Origin of the sequence: Phyllobacterium bourgognense, from assembly GCF_003337575.1 — a bacterium.
Classification (GTDB): domain Bacteria; phylum Pseudomonadota; class Alphaproteobacteria; order Rhizobiales; family Rhizobiaceae; genus Phyllobacterium; species Phyllobacterium bourgognense.
This window is the reverse complement of sequence record NZ_QPJM01000009.1, coordinates 74,050-98,738: the sequence shown is the minus strand read 5'-3', so window position 1 is coordinate 98,738 and position 24,689 is coordinate 74,050. Positions and strand designations below refer to the sequence as shown.

The 24,689-nt window shown below is 51.6% G+C and carries 24 protein-coding genes and 2 pseudogenes; 8 read left to right on the top strand and 18 right to left on the bottom strand.

Annotation, left to right across the window (positions count from 1 at the left end; genetic code table 11):
* Nucleotides 1–5: 5 nt before the first annotated feature.
* Complete coding sequence (locus C7476_RS16275) at nt 6–644, bottom strand: response regulator transcription factor (protein WP_114430952.1); 639 nt, start codon at nt 642–644, stop codon at nt 6–8.
* Between the two features lie 321 nt (nt 645–965).
* Between C7476_RS16275 and C7476_RS16270 the strand changes: the two genes are divergently transcribed.
* Complete coding sequence (locus C7476_RS16270) at nt 966–2,435, top strand: mechanosensitive ion channel domain-containing protein (protein ID WP_114430951.1); 1,470 nt, start codon at nt 966–968, stop codon at nt 2,433–2,435.
* Between the two features lie 120 nt (nt 2,436–2,555).
* Here C7476_RS16270 and C7476_RS16265 read toward each other — a convergent pair whose 3' ends face one another.
* On the bottom strand, nt 2,556–3,467 hold the full coding sequence (locus C7476_RS16265) for a LysR family transcriptional regulator (RefSeq protein WP_114430950.1): 912 nt from the start codon (nt 3,465–3,467) through the stop codon (nt 2,556–2,558).
* A 93-nt stretch (nt 3,468–3,560) separates the two neighbouring features.
* Between C7476_RS16265 and C7476_RS16260 the strand changes: the two genes are divergently transcribed.
* Both C7476_RS16260 and C7476_RS16255 read left to right on the top strand, forming a co-directional pair.
* The gene (locus C7476_RS16260; protein ID WP_114430949.1) at nt 3,561–4,310 is read left to right on the top strand and encodes an SDR family NAD(P)-dependent oxidoreductase; all 750 of its coding nucleotides are present in this window, start codon (nt 3,561–3,563) and stop codon (nt 4,308–4,310) included.
* Between the two features lie 385 nt (nt 4,311–4,695).
* Nucleotides 4,696–4,974, top strand: coding sequence for a hypothetical protein (locus tag C7476_RS16255; protein WP_114430948.1), 279 nt, complete (start codon nt 4,696–4,698; stop codon nt 4,972–4,974).
* A gap of 62 nt (nt 4,975–5,036) precedes the next feature.
* Here the strand turns inward: C7476_RS16255 and C7476_RS16250 are convergent, their stop codons facing one another.
* A complete protein-coding gene (locus C7476_RS16250; protein ID WP_114430947.1) occupies nt 5,037–5,672 on the bottom strand; it encodes a TetR/AcrR family transcriptional regulator in 636 nt (211 codons plus the stop codon).
* A gap of 178 nt (nt 5,673–5,850) precedes the next feature.
* Between C7476_RS16250 and C7476_RS16245 the strand changes: the two genes are divergently transcribed.
* A complete protein-coding gene (locus C7476_RS16245) occupies nt 5,851–7,431 on the top strand; it encodes an MFS transporter (protein ID WP_245426384.1) in 1,581 nt (526 codons plus the stop codon).
* Entirely contained in the window at nt 7,428–8,471 is a 1,044-nt protein-coding gene (locus tag C7476_RS16240) for an HlyD family secretion protein (RefSeq protein ID WP_114430946.1), read from the top strand. The genes C7476_RS16245 and C7476_RS16240 overlap by 4 nt, the downstream gene beginning before the upstream one ends.
* Nucleotides 8,472–8,518: 47 nt before the next feature.
* Here C7476_RS16240 and C7476_RS16235 read toward each other — a convergent pair whose 3' ends face one another.
* The 7 genes and pseudogenes from C7476_RS16235 to C7476_RS16210 form a co-directional block, all read right to left on the bottom strand.
* Entirely contained in the window at nt 8,519–10,648 is a 2,130-nt protein-coding gene (locus C7476_RS16235) for a PAS domain-containing protein (protein WP_245426383.1), read from the bottom strand.
* A 404-nt stretch (nt 10,649–11,052) separates the two neighbouring features.
* Complete coding sequence (locus C7476_RS16230; RefSeq protein WP_114430945.1) at nt 11,053–11,547, bottom strand: GNAT family N-acetyltransferase; 495 nt, start codon at nt 11,545–11,547, stop codon at nt 11,053–11,055.
* Between the two features lie 470 nt (nt 11,548–12,017).
* Nucleotides 12,018–12,145, bottom strand: a pseudogene (locus tag C7476_RS29430) (IS3 family transposase); the annotation flags it as partial.
* 136 nt (nt 12,146–12,281) lie between these two features.
* Nucleotides 12,282–13,535: an MFS transporter gene (locus C7476_RS16225; protein WP_147274666.1), complete on the bottom strand. Its 1,254-nt coding sequence runs from the start codon at nt 13,533–13,535 to the stop codon at nt 12,282–12,284.
* Nucleotides 13,536–14,054: 519 nt separating this feature from the next.
* Nucleotides 14,055–14,540: a hypothetical protein gene (locus tag C7476_RS16220; protein ID WP_245426382.1), complete on the bottom strand. Its 486-nt coding sequence runs from the start codon at nt 14,538–14,540 to the stop codon at nt 14,055–14,057.
* Nucleotides 14,541–14,801: 261 nt separating this feature from the next.
* The gene (locus tag C7476_RS16215) at nt 14,802–15,173 is read right to left on the bottom strand and encodes a response regulator transcription factor (RefSeq protein ID WP_114430943.1); all 372 of its coding nucleotides are present in this window, start codon (nt 15,171–15,173) and stop codon (nt 14,802–14,804) included.
* A 581-nt stretch (nt 15,174–15,754) separates the two neighbouring features.
* Complete coding sequence (locus tag C7476_RS16210; protein WP_114431064.1) at nt 15,755–16,534, bottom strand: alpha/beta fold hydrolase; 780 nt, start codon at nt 16,532–16,534, stop codon at nt 15,755–15,757.
* 355 nt (nt 16,535–16,889) lie between these two features.
* On the opposite strand from C7476_RS16210, the gene C7476_RS16205 reads away from it, so the two are divergent.
* Nucleotides 16,890–17,474 (top strand): glutathione binding-like protein, encoded by a 585-nt coding sequence (locus C7476_RS16205; RefSeq protein WP_114430942.1) that lies wholly within the window; start codon nt 16,890–16,892, stop codon nt 17,472–17,474.
* Nucleotides 17,475–17,684: 210 nt separating this feature from the next.
* Here the strand turns inward: C7476_RS16205 and C7476_RS16200 are convergent, their stop codons facing one another.
* Nucleotides 17,685–18,149, bottom strand: a complete 465-nt coding sequence (locus C7476_RS16200; protein WP_245426393.1) for a Dps family protein — start codon at nt 18,147–18,149, stop codon at nt 17,685–17,687.
* A 365-nt stretch (nt 18,150–18,514) separates the two neighbouring features.
* Between C7476_RS16200 and C7476_RS16195 the strand changes: the two genes are divergently transcribed.
* Both C7476_RS16195 and C7476_RS16190 read left to right on the top strand, forming a co-directional pair.
* Nucleotides 18,515–19,759: a PAS domain-containing protein gene (locus tag C7476_RS16195; RefSeq protein WP_210207798.1), complete on the top strand. Its 1,245-nt coding sequence runs from the start codon at nt 18,515–18,517 to the stop codon at nt 19,757–19,759.
* Entirely contained in the window at nt 19,746–20,582 is an 837-nt protein-coding gene (locus C7476_RS16190; protein ID WP_181872467.1) for a sensor histidine kinase, read from the top strand. The genes C7476_RS16195 and C7476_RS16190 overlap by 14 nt, the downstream gene beginning before the upstream one ends.
* A gap of 57 nt (nt 20,583–20,639) precedes the next feature.
* Here the strand turns inward: C7476_RS16190 and C7476_RS29235 are convergent, their stop codons facing one another.
* From C7476_RS29235 to C7476_RS29150, 7 genes and pseudogenes are all read right to left on the bottom strand, one after another.
* Complete coding sequence (locus C7476_RS29235) at nt 20,640–21,044, bottom strand: alpha/beta fold hydrolase (RefSeq protein WP_342633348.1); 405 nt, start codon at nt 21,042–21,044, stop codon at nt 20,640–20,642.
* Between the two features lie 98 nt (nt 21,045–21,142).
* The gene (locus C7476_RS29230; protein ID WP_342633347.1) at nt 21,143–21,691 is read right to left on the bottom strand and encodes an alpha/beta fold hydrolase; all 549 of its coding nucleotides are present in this window, start codon (nt 21,689–21,691) and stop codon (nt 21,143–21,145) included.
* 45 nt (nt 21,692–21,736) lie between these two features.
* Nucleotides 21,737–22,381: an HD domain-containing protein gene (locus C7476_RS16180; RefSeq protein ID WP_114430938.1), complete on the bottom strand. Its 645-nt coding sequence runs from the start codon at nt 22,379–22,381 to the stop codon at nt 21,737–21,739.
* Nucleotides 22,382–22,613: 232 nt separating this feature from the next.
* Nucleotides 22,614–23,363 carry an SDR family NAD(P)-dependent oxidoreductase gene (locus C7476_RS16175; protein WP_114430937.1) on the bottom strand — a complete coding sequence of 250 codons (750 nt, stop codon included), beginning with the start codon at nt 23,361–23,363 and terminating at the stop codon, nt 22,614–22,616.
* 86 nt (nt 23,364–23,449) lie between these two features.
* Nucleotides 23,450–24,265, bottom strand: coding sequence for a TetR/AcrR family transcriptional regulator (locus C7476_RS16170; protein WP_114430936.1), 816 nt, complete (start codon nt 24,263–24,265; stop codon nt 23,450–23,452).
* A 27-nt stretch (nt 24,266–24,292) separates the two neighbouring features.
* Nucleotides 24,293–24,538, bottom strand: a complete 246-nt coding sequence (locus tag C7476_RS29425; RefSeq protein WP_425373998.1) for a response regulator — start codon at nt 24,536–24,538, stop codon at nt 24,293–24,295.
* Nucleotides 24,513–24,632: pseudogene (locus C7476_RS29150) on the bottom strand (2-dehydropantoate 2-reductase N-terminal domain-containing protein); the annotation flags it as partial. The pseudogene C7476_RS29150 and the gene C7476_RS29425, both read right to left, overlap by 26 nt.
* Nucleotides 24,633–24,689 lie beyond the last annotated feature (57 nt).

Below are 24,689 nucleotides of genomic sequence, written 5' to 3'. Positions count from 1 at the left end.
CTGACTCATTCAAGAAGCTCGTGCTGCCGAACGAGCTCGGCGAGCGACGAAGCCCGCATCTTTCGCATGACGTGGCCACGGTGAAGCTTAACCATTATCTCACTGATCCCTAGTTCGTAGGCGATTTGCTTGTTCATCAGTCCGCTGGCGACCAAACTAAAAACCTGCATTTGCCTGGGCGTTAGCCCTGCAGCGCGTTCTTGCATCATCTGACGGAGCGCGCGTTTTTTCTGTTGCCCGACGTGAAGGTCAAATGCAGCACGTATGGCATCGAGCAGTTCATATGTGCGAAGTGGCTTCTCAAGAAAATCTACTGCGCCCGCCTTCATGGCATGTACGCTGGTAGAGACGTCGCCGTGTGCAGTCATGAAGACGATAGGGAGATCGTAGCCGGCTTTCACTAATTCTTGCTGAAACTCAATACCGCTTGTCCCGGGTAAGCGAACATCCAAGAGGATGCATCCTGCGGCGTTTTTTGATGATCGCTCCAAAAAAGCACCGGCATCTTCGAATGCTTCAGCTTTGATGTCGAGTGACTCAAAAAGATCAAGTAGCGACAGACGGAATTGCTCATCGTCTTCAACTATGTGGACTATCTGGCTGAACGAGGGGATGGATTCGGGAAAATCGGCAGCGTCCGCCATAGTGGGTCCTCCAACCGATATTAATGGGCATTTATTCACAGCTGCCTATTTTATCAACGTTCCGGTTTGGCACAAGTAAACCAACGTTTGCCATATCGCGGCAATTAGAATGGGACGATCCATGCATTAACGTCGACAACCGGCTGTTTCCAAGTGCCTGTTCCGTTAACCAAGCGTTCAAATAGGCACCTACCAGAACGTTTAATATACGTCGGACCGAACAATGGATAAGCTTCGATCGGGTCATTCATCCTCAATCGTTGTTCGCCGCATTCAAACCACAAGGCGGATTATGCGGGATCGACAAAACGTGAGCTATTTATGTCTGAGCACGCCTTCCAGCTGATGATTTTGATTAATGTCCTCGGAGTGCTCGGCATCGTCGTTTGGCATCTTCAGGGAAGGTCCAGACCAACACAACGATTGGTTGCCCAGATCATTTTCTTCATTGCAATGACGATCTCGCTGATATTTGCGAACGTGATGCCTTTTCGATTCGATGCGCCGCACTTGGAAGGCAGTGCTGCCCTGGTGGTGACAGCGAAGATTCTTTGGTGGACGCATCTTTCTTGGGCGACCATCGGTTTTGTCCGAATATACATCGTCCTCGATGGAAGGCCGAGGCAAGCTAGGTTGATTCAGGATCTGCTCGTAGCGGTCGTATATCTGGGTGTGGTACTTTCAGTTATGGCGTTCGTCTTTGGCGTGCCGATCGGAACCCTACTCGCAACATCGGGCATTTTCGCGATTATTCTAGGTTTGGCCCTCCAGAACACTTTGGGTGACCTGTTTTCGGGAATAGCTCTGACTCTCGGTCGACCGTACACGATTGGTGACTGGATATTGCTGAGCGACGCTACTGAGGGCCGGGTGATCGCAAGCAATTGGCGATCAACATATCTGCTTACCGGCGCTCACAATCTTGTGGTGTTGCCAAACAGCGTTCTCGCCAAACAAAGTATAACCAACGTTAGCAAACCCGACGAAAACCATCAGATAATGTTAGGGGTTCGGGTCGTCCCCACGCGGGGCCCGAAGTTCATTCTCAACGTAATGCTTGATGCGCTGAATAGTTGTAACGGCATCGTCCATGATCCAGCTCCCAGTGTTTCGCTTGTGAACATCGACGCGGCAGCGATAGATATGGAATTATACTTTAGAGTAACGAGCCCTGCAGAGCGCAGTCTTGCGCGAAACGAAGTTATCGACCTCGTATACAGGCATTGTCTAGCCAATGGTCTGGTCCTCGCGAAGCCGCCAGGAAGTCAGACCACCCTGCAGGAGACTTCAACCCCGATGCCTCTGCCATCGGTCGAAGCCCTCCTGGAAACTATACCGATGTTCTCGGAACTCACCGCTGAGGAACGGTCACGGCTGGCTGCTTCAGCCACCACTCATCGCTTGGCCGCTGGGGAGAAAATATTGGACGAGGGCGAGGTCTCAAGCAGACTTTTAATCATCAGCGTTGGGATAATACTTCTTCATAAGAATGACGAGGATGTAGCGAGACTGGCTCCGGGCGATTATCTGGGTGAGAAAGGTCTCTTTGCCGGAACTCCAGAGATTTATGAGGCTACAACTCTCACACCTGCCAAGCTCTACGAACTCAACAAAGAGGCATTTGAGCAACTGGTCGCTGAGAGGCCCACATTGGCCGACGATCTCGTTGCCAGCCTTTCGAACCGTGGGACACAACAAGAATCGGGAGCCCCGCCAACAATCGCATCTGGTGGCTCGGGAATACATCTTATCCAAGCCATTCGTTCCAGGTTTGGGGCAAGACACATATAGGCATTCCTCCACCGCTCTTCAGTGTTCACCGAAACGGCTCGATTGCCACGTCTCCTTTATATCGAGCGTTGCCTCTGCCGTCTTCCAAGAAAGACGTCACAAGAAGCAACAGTTCTGTGCTCAACTATGGATTGAAGAGTGATCAACTGATGACCGCCTCGCTTCGTCACGCATGAAATCACACAGCAGTCGGACTCTGGCGGGGATATTTTCTCTGAAGGCGTGAACAGCGTTAAAGGGTAGTGAGGGCAACGGTACATCCGCCAGGATCTGTACCAAACGCCCAGCGCGGAGGTCGTCTGCGACCACCCACCGCATGAGATGTGCTATGCCCATACCTTCCTGGGCTGCAACTTGCAGACCATATCCGGTATCACAATCGACACGACCGCTCGTAACGATACTCTCTCCGTTTTGAAAGTGGATGGTTTGGGTGCGCCCGGCAACGTACCGTGCAAAGGGAAGTTTGCTAAGTTCAGCTACGGTGTGCGGGTGTCCCCACTGTGACGTAAAAGAGGGGGATGCCACCAGCACCATTTCAACGTCCATCAGACGCCTGACCATAAGATTTCCTTGGCTGACGTGGCCGACCCGGAACACAACATCATAGTCCTCTCTGACTAAATCCACATAACGATCGGTTATACCGATATCGAGCTGCAGTAACGGATAATCATTGGCGAATTTTGTCATAAGGGGTGCCATTAGGAAGCGCGCGATCTCACTTGGCATACTCATCCTCAGTCTTCCGGTTGGCTCTTTCGATGGACGCAGCAATTCGGCGGACTCATCAATTTCCCTCAAAAGTGGAGCAATGCGCGCGAAGAATAAGTGCCCGTCCGGCGTTAACTTTAGCGCTCTGGTTGTTCTCAAGAACAATCTAACTCCGACCAAGTTTTCTAGTCGTGCCACAGCCTTCGACACCGCTGAAGGCGAAGTCTTTAGATCCCGTGCAGCTGCCGTGAACGAGCCAGCCTCAACTGTTCGAATGAATGCCAACAGACCCGGTGCTTCATTCAATAATCTCGCCATTCATGCTTCTCCGGAAATTATATTGTTCTCGCGCACGGCCTAATAGTGGGAGCCACAAATGTTTACTTCAAGCAACATCAAAGGAGAACTGTGATGAAAAAGCTTGCTGATAAGATTGTGGTGATCACTGGAGGCAATAGCGGAATCGGGAAAGCGACAGCGAAGCTGTTTGCGAAGGAAGGAGCGCAAGTTGTGATTACAGGACGCCGTCAGAGCGTCTTGGATTCAGCGCTGCAGGAGATCGGTTCGGGCGCGATCGCTATTAGTGGGGACGTGGCCGACATCGCCCACCACCAAGCAGTTGCCGATGAAGTGCAACGAAGGTTCGGCCGATTGGATGTTTACATGGCAAACGCCGGATACATAAACTTAACGGGATCGAACGAGGTAACGGTGGAGGATTATGATCGCCACTTCGCGATTAATACACGAGGGGTATTTTTTGGCGTCCAGGCTATTGTCCCCCTCCTCAGTGAAGGTGGCAGTATTATCCTCACCAGTTCGATGGCCGCCACCAAGGTCCTCGACGGACATGCTGCTTACGCCGGTTCAAAAGCTGCAGTGGCTGCATTTGCACGCAACTGGACTCTCGAACTTAGGGACCGGAAGATTCGTGTCAATGTTTTGAGCCCTGGGCCAGTCGAAACAGCTATTCTTTCGAAGCTGGGTATAGGCGAAGCGGAGCTTCCAGGCTTCGTCGACATGATGGCCGGAATGATACCAGCAGGTAGACTTGGCCAGGCCGAAGAAATTGCCAACGCAGCACTCTTCCTCGCCAGCCAATCCGGAAGCTTTGTAAATGGCATCGAACTTCTGGTTGATGGCGGAATGGCTTTGACGTGATTTAACAAACGTTGCGATGGGTATGTCCGATACACTTGTAAAAGACGCTGTTTGCTTTGAGTGCATGTAATCCTGAATGAAGAATACATGTCCTCACCATACTAAAGTATACTAACGACAGGTAACGGGTTGGAGTATCGTCTTCTGGTCAGCCTCTTCTTACCCCTCGAAGAGCGACTCGGCGGACGACATCCGGTCCGCAAGTGGATCCTCCCACGATCCGCAACCAGGTCGCCTTCTCGGAGGCGACCTGGCATCCGGAACTGCGGGATGATGGCTTGCTGGCAAATACTTACACATGGTCCAGGGACCTCATGCTGATGACAATTGATGCAAACCTTAGATGAATACCAAAGTCGGCATTCCATAATCCGGAGACTGCGTGGTGAAGAACAAATTAGTGCTGGCTGCTGCAGTATCCCCTTTTTTGGGCTTCCTTTTCTTTGGCGCAGCCGCAGTTGCAGCAGATGACCCGCCTCCCCGGATTACAGTAAATCAAATAATACGCGGCGAGGGTAAAGTAGGAGACGTCGCTACTTCAAAAAATGGAGAAGTCATATACGAGGTGTTGGCAGGAGGCATTATTGAGGTCAGGAATACGAGATACAAAACGGCACATCGTTACGGCGTTGTGAAGCCAAACGATAACAGTCGTAACAATTGACGGTTCAACGTGACGACCGTCTGAGCAGTTTATACAACGAACTGGATTGGGGAAGAAATCGTTCAGTTTCGATTTTCAACCCTAAGACCCTTTACGAACATGCCTACAGCGGATCTTACAAACATCTCAGCTTCCGCCTTATCTGGCACTGGGCGCAAGCCCAGCATAACCTCCAAATGAAGATTGCCACGTAGTAAACCAAGGAATTGATCAGCTGCAACCTTAAAATTCACTGTTTCGATTTCGCCGCGGTTAGACGCATCCTCTAATAGCTCAGCAAGACGTTTAACTGCCCGTCCTGGTCCCTTCTCGTGAAACGCTTTTGCCAGCTCCGGGAAGCGAGACGACTCCGCCATGATTATCCTGAAAATTCCAAGTAATGGAGGGGACATGTAATTCGTAAAGAGGCGTTGGGCGAATTCCAGCAGCGTGTCGTGCAGGTTTGGTGTCCGCAAATGATCAACGGTCAAAACTGCAAGTGCCTTGTCGGCTGTCTCAGTAATTAGTGCGATCAGAAGCCCCTGCTTGTTTCCAAACTCGTCATAAATATTTCGTTTGGAACCTCCGGATCGCTCGATCACAGCATCGATACTCGTAGCCGCGAACCCGCGTTCAAAAAATACTGACGCCGCAGCATCAAGTATGACAGCTCGCCGCTCCGCACGTGACAAAGTTTGCTGATTTTCTTGATCGTGCATCAAATGCTCCATGAGAATTAGTTGACTGGTAATTGGAATTACCATACACGTCAATCGGTGGTAATGATCATTACCACGCCCATTATATTCAATCATCGTCATTGATAACAAAACAAGGAGAGTGTGGCGTCCATGGAACTTGCAGTGGTCTACTCTCCCCGATGCAGGACACCGAGCGGTGCGTGAAGTGATAGCAATTCCTTCGTCTTTTCCCGCAACCGGCGCTCCATCAGCGACCGGATCGAACCCGACAAAACGGACTATCGCGGCTCTGGTGGGAATATTGCTGGCTGCTATTATGGCGGGGTTGAACGCACGCGTGAGCGCGCTAGCGCTTGCTGATCTTCGTGGCCAGCTGGGCTACGGTATTGATCAAGGTTCTTGGATCAATACGGCTTATAGTGCTGGAGAGCTCGCCATCATGCCATTCGCGGCCTGGTTCGCGATTACTCTTTCAATACGCCGATTTCACCTGTGCCTGCTTGTTTCTTGTACAATTCTCGCGACGATACTTCCCTACATACAGAACCTGAACCTTCTGTTGGTTTTACGTTTCGCGCAAGGCATCAGTTGCGGAGGGATGATACCGATTTTGATGATGGCTGCGCTGAAATTTCTGCCCCTGTCCATCCGGCTTCACGGCTTAGCACTATTTGCCCTAACCTCAACATTTGCTCCGAACGTGGCGATTTGGTTGACTGGGCAATGGACTGACGTTCTCGTCGATTGGCGGTTTGTCTACTGGCAGGTCATTCCCATGGCTGCATTTTCTAGCCTGCTTGTGGGGTGGGGACTGCCAAAAGAGCCGATCCAAATCGCTCGTTTTCGGCATGCTAATTGGTTCGGCATGGCATTCGCCATTCCCTCGCTATGCCTTCTCACAATCGGCCTTGATCAGGGCAGTCGGCTGGATTGGTTCAACTCCCCATTGATCACCACGACGGTAACGGTCGGTTCCGTGCTTCTCATCAGTTTCTTTCTGAGTGAATGGCATCATCCGCAACCCTTCTTAAAATTGCAAATGCTCAGTCGCCGCAACCTTGGGTTGGGGCTCGTGATCTTCGCTTGTTTGTTAGTGGTTCTCCTTTCTGGATCGATGTTGCCGTCGACCTTCCTTGGCCAGATCCAGGGGTACAAAGCTCTCCAGGGAGCACCACTTGGCCTCATCATTGCTCTCCCACAACTGTTCCTCGGGTCGATTGTTGCTCTGATCCTTTATCAAAAATGGATCGACGCCAGAATCATATTTGTGATTGGGCTGTGTCTGATTTCGCTCGCATGTTTGGACGCGTCGTTCGTCAACTCTGACTGGAATGGAGACCAGTTCATAAAAGCGCAGGTCCTCCAGGGTCTCGGCCAACCGATGGCAATCGTACCCATGCTGTTTCTCATCACAAGCGTTGTCCATCCGTCAGAGGGCCCGTACGTTTCCGGAACTATCAATACTTTGCGTGTTTTCAGTACCTTGAGCGGTGCTGCGGTAGTCGGACAGTTTGTTACAGTTCGCGGGCGTTTTCACTCCGAAATGCTACTTAACAATGCCGGTCTGGTTGGTAGCTCTCCGGCAAATCCAATTGACCTTCCGACGTTACAAAACCTCATCGCCGATCAGGCGCTCGTCTTGGCTACCGCAGACGCCTATCGGCTGTTGGGCAGTCTCGGAATTCTCCTTATCCCACTGGTTTTGGGTCTTTCATACATCCCATCTCCCAGTGCAGGGACTGGTACAAATCCTCGTTCTATAGGCAGTACAAAATGACTATGTCTAAGCAATCACGAATCGTGTTGTTCACTTTAATGCTTGCCGCAGCTGGGGGCATGATAGTATTTTTCAACACCCCGGAGTCCGACGCGTCTATTCAATCAACCGACGATGCCTATGTTCAGGCGGACTTTACGACGGTTGCCCCACAGGTTGCGGGAACGGTGGAAAAAGTTTTCATCGAGGAAAACCAACTCGTAAAGGCCGGCGACATGTTGGCAAAGATTGACGACAGAGACTTCGTCATCGCAGTAGATGCCGCAAAAGCGCAGGTTGGCAGTGCTGAGGCTTCTGTTCGAAGTCTTAATTCTCAATTGGTTTTGCAAGAGTCATTGATACGGAAAGCGTACGCTGAACTCGCTGCGGATGATGCTGCGTTGAAATTCGCACAAGCTGAGCAAAAGCGTTACCAGCAATTGGCATCGAACGGATCTGGTACTGTTAAAGCCATGCAGCAGGCGGAAGCTCAGCTTGGCATTCAAATTGCCACCAGAGAAAAGAATCTCGCGGGGATAAAGGCGGCAGAACAACAAATTGATATTATCAGTGCCGATCTCGAAAAATTGCGGGCAGAGTTGGTTCGGGCGGAAACCGCGCAATCTACAGCCGAACTGAAACTGTCCTATACCGACATCAAAGCACCAATTGACGGGACCATTGGACAAAAATCAATACGTGTCGGTGCTTACGTTAATCCCGGCCAACCTCTTTTGTCGGTCGTTCCTCTCGATGCTGTCTACATTGATGCCAATTTTCGCGAGACACAATTGGCACGCGTTCACATTGGCCAAATAGTAAAAATAAGAATCGACGCACTGCCTAATGAGGTGCTGACAGGCAGGGTTGCGAGCATGGGACCTGCAAGCGGGGTGAGTTACTCGCCGATTGCGCCGCACAACGCCACAGGTAATTTTACCAAGATTGTTCAGCGCTTGCCCGTTCGTATTAGTATTGACCCCGGCCAGGCAGCTGCTAGTCGCTTGCGTGTCGGCATGTCCGTCCAGCCGATGATTGATGTTGTGAATCTCGCACCATAACTTGTAATCCAAGGTTCGGGTCTTGCACGACATGTGCCTTAAGCTGATCAGGAGAGAGTTGGGTCAAGTCGATGGCCTTCGCTATCAAGGGGCAATGTAAAGAGGAATGTTGCTCCCTTTGGCAGGTTTTTTTCTGTCCAAAGTCGACCGCCATGGCGGTCAACGATCGAACGACAAATTGCCAGTCCCATTCCCATCCCCTGTTCTTTGGTAGTAAAAAACGGTTCAAAGATCAGCGTAGGCACTTCCACCCCGTGCCCAGTGTCGCTAACGCCAATTTCGATGACTTCCTGTTTTAGTAAAATCCAAACACGAAGTAACTTCGCATCGTTGCTTGCCTTCATGGCATCAACACCATTTCGGAGAAGGTTTATTAGAACCTGCTGAATCTGCACACGATCCAGTGAGATTGCAGGAAGATCATCATCAACATTCACTTCAAGCTGAACGCCGTGCTGTGAACATTCCTCAGCCATCAAATCGCGTGCCTCTGCAACGATAGATTGCAGATATATGGGTTCTCTGGACGCAGTTGAGTGTTTAAACAGGGCGCGTATGCGGTTGATGATTTCCGCGGCCGAGTTCCCCCCCCGCACCACTCGCTCCAGCGCCTGCTGCGCCCTTTCGATGTTGGGTGGATTGTTTAACAGCCACCGTTGACTTGCTTCTGCACTCGATAGAAGCGCCGCCAAAGGTTGACCCACCTCGTGTGCAATCGACGCGGAGAGTTCAGCGAGGCTAGCGGCTTGGCTAGCGCGCGCCAGATTCTCTTGCGCAAGTCGAAGCTCCTCTTGCGTGCGCACCTGATCGTCAATGTCGAGAGAAACAGCGTACCATTGGACTATTCCTCCGGCTTCATCTCTGAGGGGTTCTCCCCGGCCGTTCATCCAGCGATACATGCCATCTCCCCTTCGGACGCGATAGGTCAACGCGAAACGTTCCCCCTCCCTCGACGCTCGTTTAAGCACCGCGGTGACTTTTGCTGCGTCGTCGGGGTGTAACGCTTCCCGCATTACAGCCATAACCTTGTCTGGTTCTTCGAGTAGTTGATTTTCCAAGGCAAAAAAATCTGCCGTGCCCTTGCTCATGAAGGTGGGTTTGCCGTCAGCGGTGAGCCGGATAATGTGAATTGGAACCATGTCCACTAGCTGGGAGAGCTCGCGTTCACGACTACGCAAGGCCTCCTCTGTTTGCTTGAGAACGGTTATGTCGATCGATGTGCCGTACCAGCCGGTAATGCGATTGTGGCTGTCACGAGTAGGCCGTGCCGCCACCCGGTACCATCCATACTCGCCGGTGCTGGCTCTTCTCAAACGATATTCGTCGTTCCAATTCTGACCCGTTTTGAGGCAATGGCGAAACCAAGTCGCCACACGCTCATACTCGTCAGGATGGAACATACGTTTCCATCCCAGGTTGCCGCCATCCACGAACAATTTGCCATCCAAAGGTTCGTTCATTTGTTCGAGCGTCAGACCGACTGTAGTCTGGGCGTTAGGTGTCGCGTACGTGAATCTTCCCGTCGGATCCAGCGCCCACCCACCTCCGAAAATTGTCTCGAGAGTCATTGCCATTCGCGCCGCGTCTGCTGTCTCTCCAAGCGAGTCAGCAACCGTCCACGGTAAGTGTTGGGCGGAAATTTTGGGAGCGATGGTATCAGCTATGCGATAGGTGGGCTCGGCTCTAAAATCCGTCCAAATGAAGCTTCCATCGGGCTGGATATGTCGATATTTTACGACTTGGGGAAAGCCGCTCCATAATGCTCGGCCCTCTGCTTGAGTGATCGCATCTCGATCGTCAGGATGAATGAAATCTAGATCGCTGCGGTTGGAATAATCAGAACGGGCACCGTCACGGTTATCTGCAGAACCAGTTTTTGAAGATGTTGTTGAACGGTTTGGACTACCAGTAACGCTGATGGCGATTGCCACCGCGAAGAAAAGTGCCCAGGAAAACGCTGTGTCACTTAGAATACTTAGGATGGGCAGTGAGAGGGCTACAGCACTTAAAAATCCGATTACCAGGCCCCAGCGAACTGTCATTATCCAATTGGCAGGAGTTACTTGAACGGCTGCGACAACCAAGAGGATTAGAGCGATCTTCATCTCCGTCAATAAATATGTGATCAGACCCGCAATTGAAAACGTGGCTGCTATGAGCGTCGGCATGTCTTTCATAGCTGTTTTTTCATCCGTCGAATGTGAAATTTCTAAGAAGTAACGAGTGAACTACCATGACTATGGTCTTTCCTGCATTGTTCAATTGAGAACAGGTTATCTATCGGATTAGATATTGGCATTACGGGGTCGAACTGCCCATGCTTGGAGTGCGAACGAGGATAGTGTGCAGCAAAAGTGCGCTAAAGTAGACATCTCATAAATTGTCACAAAACACGGTTTCTTGCAGCAATCAACTGGCTTTGAGTTGTATCGGCATTGAGTCGTTTTAGTAGGAAGGGGTGCATCTGAGGACGATTAAGCCCGCGAACTTAGCTGCCTCGAAGCAATGCGGGCTTCCTAGATAGGAGTTCGTTCGGGGACACAAGCACGCATTCAAAGTCGAGGGCCGGCCAGGGGAAGATTCAGATTAATTCCAGCTCCCAAGCATTGCCTCGAAAGAAGCGGCCAGGTGGATACTCGACTTTATACTCTCCCAAAAATTTAAAACCGCATCGCCGGCACAGTGCATTCGAAGCTATATTGTCTATTGAAGGATATGCTTGCAGCTTGGAATGCCGCGCTATCGGCCTCAGATGCTCCACGAGAGCAACTAGAGCTCCACGGGCAATTCCGCGACCGCGGAATTCAGGCACGATGGCCCAACCAGTTTCGTACACCTCCATGTTATTCCAGACCGTCTCCCAATAGCCAATCGATCCAACCAATACGCCGCCGAATTCGATCATTTGCATGGATGTAATGCCGGGAGAATTTTGCATATATCTGCGCTGGCGGTCAGCCAGCTTTTCTTCTGACTCGGGCCCTCCAATGTAAAGTGTTTGATCAGGGGTATTATTTTGCCGCAAGATCTCAAATCCTTCAGTAGTCCATGACTTGAGAACAAGAGTGCTCTGCATTTTCTTTCCCACTGATTGAATTATTGGTGAATACTCAAGAACGTTGCTCTACTGACCGCTTCTGTCTTTGAGCGAAATTATGGCTGCAGAATTGGAGCAAACGCTGCATCATAATTTCGCCCCCAATGAATATCGTTGAAAAACTCGATGGATTTTCTCGAGTTCCGCTATTTCCGTCTTGGAAAGCCGACTGCCATTCCTGAATCGACGGGTCATTGGTAGCTCCGGTGTACAATTCCAATATGGACCGTGTCGAAGGAAAGGAGACGGGTAATAGGAGCAATAGCGCCAGCTTAAATAGCGCTTTTGGTCGTACATTATCTGACCACATTCTCGAATTTGTCCATCGGTCGCAACGGCTTTGCTTGCCAATACAAGATTTGTGACGCGGCGCGAGCCAGTGTCAGTGTCTATTTCGACAAGCTCCGGTTCGGTTCTGGCTATCCGGAAGCCAGTCCAGCCGGCAAGCTGCCGATCTTGGCCGCGCTAGATGAAACAGCAGCGACCGTTACGGATGCTCGGCTTCGTGATCTAGCACTATGCGGATGGCTCGGTTAAGGACTTCAGGTGAAAACTCGTTCGCTGTCTTGCTTGTCATGGCTCCACTTTCTCAGAAGTTGGGGCTCCGGCAAACTCGGGGCGGCTCAGGTTGAGACTTCTACGAAGTAACGATTGAACCACTATGATCACGGTCTCACCTGCAATTTCTATTTAAGAACAGGTTATTTATCGAATTAGAAATTGGCATTACGGATCGAGCAGGTCACACTTGGAGTGCGAACGACGACAGTGAGCAGCAGAAGTGCGCTAACCAATATCATGGAACCATAGATTGGAGCATCTACGTCCATTTTATACATTATCGTCCCGATTATCGGTCCGATGGCCGAACCCAATCCCCGGGCGGCCATATTCAGCCCTGCTACTTTAGCTTGGGACCCTTGCCCAGCGTGCAGACTGATCGCCCCCAGATTTGCAGGAGCGATGAAACCAACGGCAAAGCCAATGGTGATCATCGCAATACACATGCTTATCACATCATCAGCGACAAGCAGCATTGCCAAACCGCCTAAAATTGAAGCACTTCCAACGCGTAACATAATTGATGGATTCCAGTTCTGCCGAGCTGCTATCAATACCTGGGCAAGACAAACGGCTACAACCCCAACAGTTAGGATTAGCCCTGCCGTAGCAGCAGCCTCGCCCCCAGCGAAGCCAAATTTATCCATGAGCCTCAATGCAAGGATCGGTGGCACAACTGTGTAAGAAGTAAAACCCACCAAGGTTATCGCTATGTAGGGAGCAATACGTGTAAGAGGCAACGTGCGTTCGGCAACGGGAAGGTTAGTGCGGGACTGAGCCTCTGGTAAAAAGATGAAAACCAATAACGTGGCGACTACGCCAAGCAGAGCAACAATAGCAAATCCGGTAGCCACGCCGTGTCGACCTGTGCCCCACAGCAAGACTGATCCTATCAATGTTCCAAAGCTTATAACTGCGCTTAAACCTCCCATCCCCCGGATGCGGTGGTTCGGGTTCGTCAAGTCAGCCATATACGCCTGCGCGACTGGGATCAGTGCCGCGCCGAACATGGCCTGTACGAGACGAGCAACCGTCAGTGCTGCAGCTGCTACGACCGACGATATCAATATCGACTGAGCAGTGATTACTGCCATCGCCGCCGGTCCCAACGCAACCATTGGAACCGCAAGAAGCATTAGCTTTCGTCGGCTCCAGATTTCTGCGGCATAGCCCCAAAGTGGAGCGGCAATCACTCCAATAAATGCGCCGATGCCGAGCACGAAACCAATTACAACTTCCGAAAGTCCTACTTCACGGCCAGCTACCGCGAGTCCGCCCGTCATGAAACCGTTGGCCGAAGTATATACTATCACTCCCGACAACGCGGCAGTCATCTGCAGGATTGTCTGCACGGATCGATCGCTGTTTTCACTTTGATTGGTAGTCATCGTTTTGCTTTTTGCCACCTATCACTTCAGGATTGAACGCGCCAAAGCAGGCATCTCATCAATCGCCACAAAACACGCTTGCGGTCAGTAATCAACTGGCTTTGAGCCATCTGGCGCATCGAGTTTCAGATCTATCAGATTCGCATAGGGGACGAGCAACGGGAACTTGGATGCTGCGAAGCAATGCGGATTTCTCAGTGCGAAAGCTAGCTCGACTAAGACCAAGAATTCTCGGACGCATCCGGACGAATCCACGTGGTGTCCTTCAGCCTCGCCGCTTCGCTCTTGAACATCGTGCAAATTATTGCACCGTTAAACCGATAGCAGGACCTGCCGGGGCGCATTGACGATCAAACTTGAAATCGTTTGTTCTGGTGGATTCGAATTACTTCTCCGGTATTAGATAAACGGACTGCTATCTGATCTCCTAGTCGCTTAAGATGCGAAAAACGATGGTTGCTCGTGTGCTGCCAAAGTTCGACCGGGTTCGCTCGAACCGATAACCTTCTTCCCACGCGAATAACGGCATTTGAAAAACTAATTTTCGGCGATTGGCTTACCTGCACGGTCTTTGCCTGAGCCACCATTACTTCCCCGCATGAATGTGCCTCCTCCGGCGGGTGCGTTCTGTTGGTTCCAGGCCCACATTGTAGCAACGATGCCGAACAATGCTGGCAAACTTACCGCCGGAAAGTCACGGACAATAACAGAAGCAGAGCATATGCCTACGGCAACTTCCCACAAGTGGAATACGGCGTGAGCAATTAGCCAAAGCGTCGCTGCGCCCCACAACTCTGTTCGACGCTCCGGGCGGCGTACCCCGATCAAAAAAGCCAAGGCGATGAAACCCTGAATGATCCCGATATCCCGAATAAAATGTTGATTGAAGAGGCCGGTGTCCGTCACACCGGGTATGAAATAGTACCAACTCTCGGGGTCATAGAGCATGTAGACAGAAAGCCAGGCGGCCAGCACGATGTTGAACCATACCATCGCTAATACCGAATATTTGCGTACTGCCATTTCTTATCTCCTTCGTTTGATTACGAAGAAATTAACACCACGTGGGCCAACACACCTCCCAAACGAAGGTTTAGGATAGAGCGGGACTTAAGGCGGTCCGGATCGTCCCTGATGTGGTCGTCGGGTTGGAATATCCCGGCGGAATTGGCGCTGGCTTCCGTGCTCCGGACACGTAAAAGCACGCTAATCATCGGATGTCGGGATAAGGGCCTTCCCGGTGGCGCAATGAGTCACTGGCGCTGCCGATAAGGGAGGTATTCTTTAGGAAGTAGCTTTTTCGATGCAAGCCATTAACTGGCGACTGTCAATAGGTTTGGCGAGAAATGCGCTTGCCCCACACCGCAGCGCTGTCGCCTGCATTCCATTATCGGTATAAGAAGTCATGATCAGGATGGGAGGACATCCGTCCTTTTGACGCAAAATCCGCAGCAACTCGATGCCAGACATTCCAGTCATTCTTACATCGGCCAGGATGCAATGCACGAGTTCATGACCGTTGCCCGCCAGGAATTCCTCTGCCGATCCATAGAGATTGCTTTTAACGCCTTCCGTCTCCAATAAATCCTGAAGCGACTCCCGAAGGTGCCGGTCGTCGTCGATAATTGCTAGGATCTTCGTGTTTACGGCTGACATTGGCGTGAGCGAACTCTTTCTAGAAAAAATCTTAGCTGTCCGCAGCTGATATCTTTTCTACTGGTACAGGTCGGAAGTCTCGGACGCCCATTCTAATTTCATAACAAATCGGCAAGGCAACAGACTATAACTCATCATTGCTCCGACAGTTCCTATCATCTCGATTAACGACAGTTCGTCAATCTGCTTATGCAGCCATTGGCTCGCCCCATTTCCTTTATCCTGAAGATCAAACTTGCCGAGGCGGATAAAGGGTCATCCTCGGCTCACGCTCTTGCCAACGTGTTTCGGACAAGACGACCAGCACCGTGACCCATTGACTGTCTGCCCATCAAGATTGCCGAACGCATGCGCTTAGTGACGATAGGTATTGATCGTCCCGCATGGTGGTCAAGCTGTCGGGCGGCGGAATCGTCGCTAACGAAAATCCGCATCATGCTGTCCGTCCTCCCTCGGTTGCATATCGCCGCTCGTATACTCGCCCGGCAAGCAATCATAACACTGCAGCCACGCGTCCCTACCTATACGAAGGTTCTATCCGAAAACCGAAGCCGGGCGGCCCGCCTTCGGTAAGTCGAATCTTACTGTTCTGATGCGGCTGCTTCAATCAACTTAGTGACTTCGTCTGGATGAGAAATCATTACTACGTGGGAGGCACCTTGGATGGCTACAGTCTTCTTCGATTTGGCGCGATCTGCCATCCATTTAAGGGTTTGAGGCGGAATGTTCTTGTCGGCCTCTCCATAAACGAACCACGACGGAATTTTCTCCCATGCGGCATTGGAAGCCGGCTCCGCTAAGGCAGCGTCGGTGATTGGCCGCTGCCCGACTGCCATTAATCTTGCAGTTGCCAACGGAACGTCAGCAGCGAACTGTTCCGGGAACTTCCGCTGATTGATATAAAGGTCCTTGGTACCGTCGGGCAGCACAACCGGCTCATCAAGTGTCGGCCCGAGCGTACTGCCTGGATTCTTGCCAGAAAGCGTTGCCGCTGATTCTCCCAGTTCAGGCGCAAATGCCGAGACAAACACTAGGGCTTTGACATTCGAAACGTTCGCCGCTGCACTACTAATAACCGAACCGCCATAGGAATGTCCGACCAGCACCAACGGCGTCTTCACACTTTTTAGAATCCGGGCGACATACTCACCATCGCTCTTCACTCCGCGGAGAGGATTGGCCACCGCCAGGACTGGATAACCATCTTTTTCCAAACGGGACACGACGTGGTTCCAGCTCGATGAATCTGCGAAAGCCCCATGGACCAGCACGATTGTCGGTTTACTTGTGGTAGCGAAACCTGCCAGCGTCGATGCTGCGTAAAATCCTGCAGCAAAGACGAATTTAGCGATTTTTTTCATGATCATTCCTTTGTTTCTTTGAAAATTGCCTGGCCATGCTTCTTCTGAGCAGGTCGGAAAGAATCCCAAGCGTTATATCCCCCGACCCTGTTAAGCGATGTAACGGTTCAGCTTGGATGCAGGTAAGACAATCATGCAACCCAAACATAGGTATGCAGGAACCTGCTTGGGTCAGGGGATAATAGCGTGGGTGGTATCCATAAATTTCGGCGGAGCTGCGCGGCTACTGCTTGAAACAAAAAACAAGCTAACCACTCGTTTTATTCCAATTTCTGGGATCCGTCCTTAACCTTCAGTCAAAGATGAGGGTTGGCGTGAGCCAATCAAGAGACGTCCTCCAACTGAAAGTACCATAATGAAGCTCTTCTATTACCCAATGGCATGCAGCCTTGCCGATCACATCGCTCTCCAGGAAGCTGGTATCGAATTTGAAGTCGAACGCGTAGACCTTTCAACGAAAATCACGGCCACAGGTCAAAATTTCAAAGATATAACGGCGAAGGGGTATGTCCCCGCGTTGGAGTTAGACGATGGGGAGGTACTGACTGAAAACATTGCGATCCTCGATTGGGTCGCATCGCGTTTTCCGCAATTGGGTGTATCGGGTAACCTGGGCAGAAGCCGCCTGCTCGAGGCCCTCACCTATATATCTACTGAAGTGCATGGTAGCTTTAGAGGAATATTCCACGCCGGCAGCGATCAGGAAAAAACCCAAGCACGAGTTGAAATCCAAAAGAGGTTTGAATTCATGGCGCAGGACTTCAAGAGTGACTATTTATTCGGCGATGCTGCCACGGTTGCTGATTTTTATCTCTTTGTGATGCTGCTGTGGGCTGAGCGTTTCAAAATTGGCACGCCGCAAGTGCTCGTCGCCTTCCGCGAAAGGGTAAGAAACCGGGAAGCGGTGAAGGTGGCAATGGCGGCCGAAGGAATCCACTGAACAAACAGGTCTAGTCGGAACTGGGGAGCTCACTCCAGAGGAAAGTCCGCACCGTAACGCGGAACCGGACTTTCCTCTGTTCCAATATTGTATTTTTGGGTCTGAATGCTGATGGCGACACCCGCCGCCATCATAATATGTGCATATTCAACCACTGCTCATCGCTTACGGTCGTTCCATGAAGTCAAAGCGAATTAAGTTGGTTTTTTCTCAATGCTGGGTTTCGTAAAGGAACCAAATACGGCGCTCGCCTTCGTCTATCCAGTTCTCGAGCACGCTCGTGGTAGCGACATCGCCAAGTTCCGACGTTAAGTCGTGCACGTCCCTTAGAATCTGGACGAGATGGCCGTTATCCTCGAGAAGCTGTTTCAACATCTCCTCTGGTGTGAGGTCAGTATCATTACTGTCGTTGATGCGCTGAAGTTTTTCGATGTGTGAAATTGAGCGCAAAGTTGTTGCCCCAATTTTCCGCACGCGTTCCGCGATAGGGTCTGTCATTGCCAGAAGCTGGTCGCCCTGCTCATCCAAAAGAAGGTGATAATCACGGAAATTGCGCCCAGAAATGTGCCAGTGAAAGTTCTTTGTTTTCATATATAGGGTGAATACATCCGCTAGCAGGCCATTCAGTCCAGTTGCGATTTTCTCGACGGCTTCTGCCGTCAACGAACCCGGGATGTCAAAGGGCCGAGAATTCCTAAGGTTGTTGGTGTCGAACACGTCTTTCTCCATCGTTCAGAATGCTCGAGCATAAAAAGAAACGTATGCTTCTGGTACCTAACCGAACGTTTGGGGGCATGCTAACGTTTGGATGCCGTCAGGCTTGATACTCGCCCATCTGCCACGATATTGGTTTATGCCAAGAGAAGTGCCATATCTGATCCAAGCCGCCCGAAATGCAACGACAGTATGTACGCGACACTCGGCAGGTTCGACATTTTGGCGGATTGATTCACATCATGGGTGCTTTTCTTCGAAACAAGATTTTCCTCGCGCTCGCCTCTGTGATTGCCGGCGCAGCGGCTTGTTGGCTAGCAGGATCAGTGCTGGGACTGCTCTGCCCGATCGTTGCGGCGTTCGTGCTCTTGAACGGCCGTCTCAGGTCACAGTTTCGAGCAGTGCTGGTTGCGGGCTTCCTGATTTCGGCCATTGTGGCAGTTGTGGAAGGCAGTGAGCCGACAGTGATCTCTATCGCTGTATTGTTCGGCCTCTCATTTTTGATTGGTGAAGTAATAAGGGCGTCGAATGAGGAAGTGCCGAACTCAAACTCACTTGTTACTGCCTTCATGGATGATCGTGACGAAGATGTTCCACCTTCACTCAGCGTGATTCATCCCGAAGATCGCCTTTTGGCCTCGCACGCCGTCGCATATGCGTTTTGGACTGGGGTACCTCAGGTAGTCAAATACAGACAACGGCAGGCAGATGGCAAATACTCGGTGGCCGAAATGCGCGCCGAGCCTGGCTACAGCGTGAGCGTGAACGTCGATCCGATGGTATCGGATTGTAATGAGCGCTGGCTTAAGATGGGTCCCGTTGGCGAGACGGCGGATGCAATTCGTGCTGCAAAAGTTATCGAAAGTTTATATGGCAAAGCCTGGGCGCTCAACGCTGAGGGACAGTTCACCTACGTGACGCCTTCCGGTCAGATTGCAATCGGTATGACGCTCGAAGACCTCAACAGGCCATTGAATGGCAGACCGTTTCTCGATGGTGGAGATAATGGCTGGAGTCTCGGCGTTCATCCTGACGATTATCCACAAGCGGCAGAGGCTTTTCGACATTCGCTCAGAACGGGCGAACATTGGCATGTCGAATACAGGATGCTCCGGACCACCGGCCAATACGTATGGCACAGGATTGCGGCTCGACCTACGGCGGACGCCACCGGCCGCATCACGGGATGGTATGGCACTTCAGTAGACATCGATGTTTACAAGAGAACCGAGATGGCCCTGCGCGAAAGCGAGGGTTCGCTACGGCAGTTGATCGAAACTGTGCCAGCCCTCATCTGGTGTACCTCGGCTGATGGTGAACCGATATACTTCAGTCAGCAGTTTCGTGATTTCCTTGGTTTTGACGTCGACGCGAAGGATGTCGTTGGAAGAACCCGCCTGTCTGTAGTTCTCGAGGAAATCGTCCATCCTGATTATCGTCAGCGTTTAACTGAGACTTTCTTCGACGCGTTGCAAACTGGTGAGCCGTTTTCGTTCAAGCATCGACTACGTCGCTTCGATGGACAATTTTCGTTGGGTCGAAATGCGCGTCGCGGCCATGAAGAAAGCTGACGGCACTATCGTGCAGTGGAATGGTGTATGCTTCGATGTTGAAGATCAGGAGCGGTCACAAGAGGAGTTGCGCCGCGCTCAGGAGAGATACGCACGGGCCAGCCAAGCTGCCAGCCTCTCGGAGTTGTCTGCTTCTATCGCACACGAGGTAGGTCAGCCTTTGGCGGCATTGGTGTCGAGTTCGGATGCGTGCCAACGCTGGCTTTCCACTGAGCCACCTAACATTGAACGAGCACGCGCAGCCTTGGAGAGGATCGTCCGAAGCGCTGCGACAGCGGTCGATACGGTCAAGCGGGTGCGCGCGTTATTCAAGCGGGCCGCAGAAACCCACCAATCTGAAGCGGTGAAAGACGTGATAACGGAGGCACGCGAGTTGCTGGCTGAAGAGGCCCTTAAGCGCGGCGTGACAATATCGCTGGAAGTTGAACAGCATCTTCCGCTTGTGGCAATGGATCGTGTTCAGGTTCAGCAGGTGTTGACCAACCTTATGCGCAATGGCATCGATGCTATGGATGGATCCATGAACGAAAAGCTGCTCAAGATCCGAGCGCGACTTCTTGAAGGTGCTGTTCAAATCGATATCAGTGACGCCGGTCCAGGTGTTGAATTCCCGGAAAAGATTTTTGAACCATTCTTCACGACGAAGGGTGATCAAGGTATGGGGATGGGGCTCGCTATTTGCCGTTCAATTATCGACTCTCACGGTGGTCGTCTCTGGGTCGCAGAAAGGGCGCAAACCGGGGCAACCTTCTCTTTTACGCTACCAATTGAATCCGCGATCAACCTATATGAAAGTACGATTGGCAGCGGCGATGTTGTCTGACGTGGCTTCACGCGCACCCGCAGTGTGCAGGTACAGTAATCAAGCCGAGCGCCGCGTTTACATCAAGCTTACCTCGACTATTGCATCCACAAACGCCGCAGGAGCCTCCTGTGGAAGGTTATGGCCAACTCCGGGAACAACGTGATGGACACGCTTGCCTGAGAAGTTTGCAGCTGTGGTCTTCCCATCGGTTGCAGCAACAACCCCATCGGAATCACCATCGAGTGTGACTGCGGGAACTTTAATTTTCGGCAGATCCGCCAACGCCGATTCCAGCGCTGCATATTCAGGATAGCCCGGTGCGCCACCCAATCGATGACGATATGAGTGAATGACGACGTCAACATAATCGGGGTTTTCAAAAGAGGCCGCGGAGCGATTGAACGTCGCCTCGTCAAAATTCCAGGTCGGCGAGTTGTCTCGCCACATAATGCGGGCAATGTCACTTCTGTATTGGTCCAAGCCACGACGTCCACGCTCAGTCTGAAAGTAAAACTGGTACCAAAAACCGCGCTCGACTCTCGCAGGGGCGGGCTGGTTCGCGCGAGAAATGTCCTGAATCAGATAACTATTAACTGAAACCAGACCTTTGCACCGTTCAGGCCAAAGCGCAGCTGCGACGCAGCTGCTCGACCGCCCCAATCATATCCAGCAAAAATTGCCTGATCGATCATTAACGTATCCATCAGATCAATTAAGTCTTTGCCAATAGCGGCTTGCTGACCTGAACGAGCGGTGGAGAGTTCAAGGAATGATGTGGTGCCGTGGCCCCGAAGATGCGGCACAATAACACGGAAACCTTTTTGGGCGAGTAAAGGAGCCACTTCAACATAGCTATGTATATCGTAGGGAAAACCATGCAGCAAAAAAACCGCCGGCGCGGCAGGAGACCCGAGTTCGTAAAAGCCGATGTTAAGGACACCAGATTCAACATGTTTTGGCGCATTGGGCCACATCTTCTCATTTCCCCTTGGGGCACTCACCGCAACAACCGGCCGCGCTGCTGTGACTGCCGCCACAAAGCACAACACGAATGATCGACGGTTCATCCCGATGCCATCCACAATTCTCGACACAGGTGCTGCTGTACTGAGTTTATCTTTAGTCACTAACCTCGCTCCCCGATGAGGACTATCTTGAACGAAGTCAGAGGATTAGCTCTCGAACGGAGCATCCTGAACGAAGTCTACAGACGATGGTGTCGAGTAACCGGGAACACATCGCAGCCCAAAATCTCTGAGAAAGTTATCATACGTTGTTTCCGGCGCGGCTTTCACCATGTGGCAGAAACAACGCGTCATCTTCTCTTTCATTCCCAATCTCGGATATGCGTCGGTGATGACTTTCCGCCGGTCTGTTGGAATTTGGGTATAATCCAAGCCGACTACGTCGAGGCAAATCCCTGCTGTGCATAAGGCCACCTCTGGTTCCTTGTAGAGACCAATTGATGGGGTTGAATTGAGGGCAACGCTGTCCCAAATTAGCTGAGCGCGCCTATCATCAACGCCGCTATCCTTTGCGAACGAGCGAGCTATATCAGCACCCTCTACCTCGAAGCGCCGTGGGCCACGAAACGATGTATTTAAAGTGACATCATGCAGAAGCGTTCCAACGGCGAGAATCTCTCCGTCGTGTTGGACATTTTTCATGTCAGCCAAGGTTGCGGCGAATAACCATGACCGAAGCACGTGGTTGTACAGGTAGGGTTCGTAGACGGTTTTCGCGTAGTCGAGGGCTTTCCGGATCAGCTCGGTGTCGGGAACCACTACACTGGCTATCGTTTGCTTATTGGTGTCCATGGGATGCTTCAACTCCTAGTGCAAGTCGAAGGCGTTCATAGGACGAAATGCCCGATGCCATAAGTATACTTAGTGTGTAGCCGAGAAGTAATCGCCGGATGCAAACGTGCGAAATGCCGATGGCCGACTTGACTACAATATTGAAGGTTCGCATGGTTGGTCTCATCGAGCCAGAACGGCATTTCGCACGTTTGCATCCGATGAGACCAACTGTGTTGGTCATTGCAATTCGTCAGGCCGTCATCGCTCCGTCGATGGTTATTGCTGCGCCATTGATAAAGCCCGCGGCGGGCCCAGCAAGATAGGCGACCAGCGCTGCAGGCTCCGAGACATCGGCCATACGGCCTGCCGGAACCATGCCGGTGATAAATGCCTTCATCTCTTCTCCACGATCAGTCATGTCGGTTGTCGTCGGACCAGGTTGGATGGCATTAACGGCGATACCCAAGGGGGCGAACTCATGAGCCAGGGCGCGTGTCATTGAGGTGACTGCGGCTTTGGACATGGCGTAGACACTGGCCCCTGGCACTGCAACGCGGACCGCAGTGTTGCTCGACACATTGATGATACGCCCGCCCGCCTGCATGTGCCTTGCTGCTTCTTGCATGGCAAAGAAGGGAGCGCGCACATTGACGGCGATTGTTTTGTCGAAATCGGCAAGTGTTACGTCCTCGATCACGGCATGGGTCAGGACACCGGCATTGTTGACCAAGATGTCGAGTCCTCCCAGTTTTTCTGCTGCCTGGCGGATCGCGCCTTGCAAGCCTTCTACATCGGAGCTGTCAGCTCTAAAGGCAAAAGCTTTGCCGCCATTGACAGCAATTTCATCGACAAGGCTATCGGCCGCATCGGAGTTGGCCAAATAGGTGAAAGCGACGCTTGCTCCGTCGGCCGAAAGTCGGCGGACGATAGCAGCGCCAATACCGCGTGAGCCCCCAGTGACGATGGCGCGCTTGTTGAGAAGTGTGAGAGATGCCGACATATTGGTTCCTTTCATGAACACAAAGTTGGGTTTTGGACTGAGTAATCCAAAATTGACCACGGTAGTGACTTTTAGGCATGAGGTGTTCACCGCATAGCTTTAAGCGCCTTTATGGTGAAATCTGCGACGTCAGCCAGTTCACCTCGGCTAGCGCCGGCTTGGGCGCGAACAGTGAGGCCCTGCAGAGCAGCATACACAAAGCTTGAGGCGACATCGGCATCCACGGAGTTGGCTAATTCCCCAGTTTTCTGCGCCGCCTCGATCAACCGGGCAAGCATAGCTTCGACTCTAGCGGCAGTGTTAAGTGCCAACGCCTTTACTTCCGGCTTCGTTTGGCCGTAGGCAGTAATGGCATTAATGCCCATACAACCCATGGCGTTCTCCGCTTCGCTCCGGCGAGTGAAGATCGCAAGGAAACCATGTAGGACCTCAAGCGGCGAAGGATTGTCGCTCAGATGGTCGAAGAAGTTCTTGTTATCGAGCTTGTGGTAGCAGTGCAGGCATTCGAGATAAAGCGCCTGCTTGTCACCGAATGTGTCGTACATTGACTGCCGACCGATCTTCATTCCCTTCAGGAGATCACCAGTCGAAGCTCCTTCATAGCCCTTGGCCCAGAACACCTGGAGTGCTCCGGCAAGGGCTGCATCGCGATCAAATTCTTTGGGTCTGGCCATAAAACGAAAATAGTTATTCTGGACCAAGGAGTCAAGAATAAAGCCGTGGCTTACATAGTGATAATCGAAGGTCATCCCGGGACTTGCAAATGCTTCGCATCGTTCCCATTCGTGCTGTCCACCCGTCATCGAGATTGTTGAGCAGCCAGCAATGACGCTCGCTTTCTCCGGGTAATACGGCGCTCCTCGGAAACAGGTTGAGCGCCGTATTGTTTCGCGAATGGCCATCAGCCGCCAAGATGAAAAAGGCCCGTCTTAACTGCATTGCATCACGACCAATTCATCTTGAAAATCCAGACCGTTGATACCGGGCATTCTGACATCAAGCACGATGCATCCGGGGCCTGGCGGGACATTCTCGAGAAAAGCCAGAGGCAGTTTCGAAGCACGAGCGGAGATGTTCAATGATCGAAGCATGCCAAGAACAGCTTCCCGCATATGCACGTCATCATCAACGACATAGACCTGAGAGGTTGGATTTGATTGTAGTTTTTCGATCATCATTGTACGAGAAAGTTATGTCGCGACCAGCAGCCAGAAGTCTACCTCCGAAATAACCGCCTATGCCACCTGCACCTACAACAAGAATTTTCATCGGGTTCGCCTCTATGTCAGATCGACGGTTAGGGGACGGTTTGGAGTTGGAAAATTT

Excerpts from the sequence above, each read along its gene's own strand:
- C7476_RS16275 (WP_114430952.1), bottom strand. The coding sequence starts at position 644 with ATGGCGGACGCTGCCGATTTTCCCGAATCCATCCCCTCGTTCAGCCAG.
- C7476_RS16270 (WP_114430951.1), top strand. The coding sequence starts at position 966 with ATGTCTGAGCACGCCTTCCAGCTGATGATTTTGATTAATGTCCTCGGA.
- C7476_RS16265 (WP_114430950.1), bottom strand. The coding sequence starts at position 3,467 with ATGGCGAGATTATTGAATGAAGCACCGGGTCTGTTGGCATTCATTCGA.
- C7476_RS16260 (WP_114430949.1), top strand. The coding sequence starts at position 3,561 with ATGAAAAAGCTTGCTGATAAGATTGTGGTGATCACTGGAGGCAATAGC.
- C7476_RS16250 (WP_114430947.1), bottom strand. The coding sequence starts at position 5,672 with ATGCACGATCAAGAAAATCAGCAAACTTTGTCACGTGCGGAGCGGCGA.
- C7476_RS16240 (WP_114430946.1), top strand. The coding sequence starts at position 7,428 with ATGACTATGTCTAAGCAATCACGAATCGTGTTGTTCACTTTAATGCTT.
- C7476_RS16235 (WP_245426383.1), bottom strand. The coding sequence starts at position 10,648 with ATGAAAGACATGCCGACGCTCATAGCAGCCACGTTTTCAATTGCGGGT.
- C7476_RS16230 (WP_114430945.1), bottom strand. The coding sequence starts at position 11,547 with ATGCAGAGCACTCTTGTTCTCAAGTCATGGACTACTGAAGGATTTGAG.
- C7476_RS16220 (WP_245426382.1), bottom strand. The coding sequence starts at position 14,540 with ATGGCAGTACGCAAATATTCGGTATTAGCGATGGTATGGTTCAACATC.
- C7476_RS16215 (WP_114430943.1), bottom strand. The coding sequence starts at position 15,173 with ATGTCAGCCGTAAACACGAAGATCCTAGCAATTATCGACGACGACCGG.
- C7476_RS16210 (WP_114431064.1), bottom strand. The coding sequence starts at position 16,534 with ATGAAAAAAATCGCTAAATTCGTCTTTGCTGCAGGATTTTACGCAGCA.
- C7476_RS16205 (WP_114430942.1), top strand. The coding sequence starts at position 16,890 with ATGAAGCTCTTCTATTACCCAATGGCATGCAGCCTTGCCGATCACATC.
- C7476_RS16190 (WP_181872467.1), top strand. The coding sequence starts at position 19,746 with ATGAAGAAAGCTGACGGCACTATCGTGCAGTGGAATGGTGTATGCTTC.
- C7476_RS16180 (WP_114430938.1), bottom strand. The coding sequence starts at position 22,381 with ATGGACACCAATAAGCAAACGATAGCCAGTGTAGTGGTTCCCGACACC.
- C7476_RS16175 (WP_114430937.1), bottom strand. The coding sequence starts at position 23,363 with ATGTCGGCATCTCTCACACTTCTCAACAAGCGCGCCATCGTCACTGGG.
- C7476_RS16170 (WP_114430936.1), bottom strand. The coding sequence starts at position 24,265 with ATGGCCATTCGCGAAACAATACGGCGCTCAACCTGTTTCCGAGGAGCG.
- C7476_RS29425 (WP_425373998.1), bottom strand. The coding sequence starts at position 24,538 with ATGATCGAAAAACTACAATCAAATCCAACCTCTCAGGTCTATGTCGTT.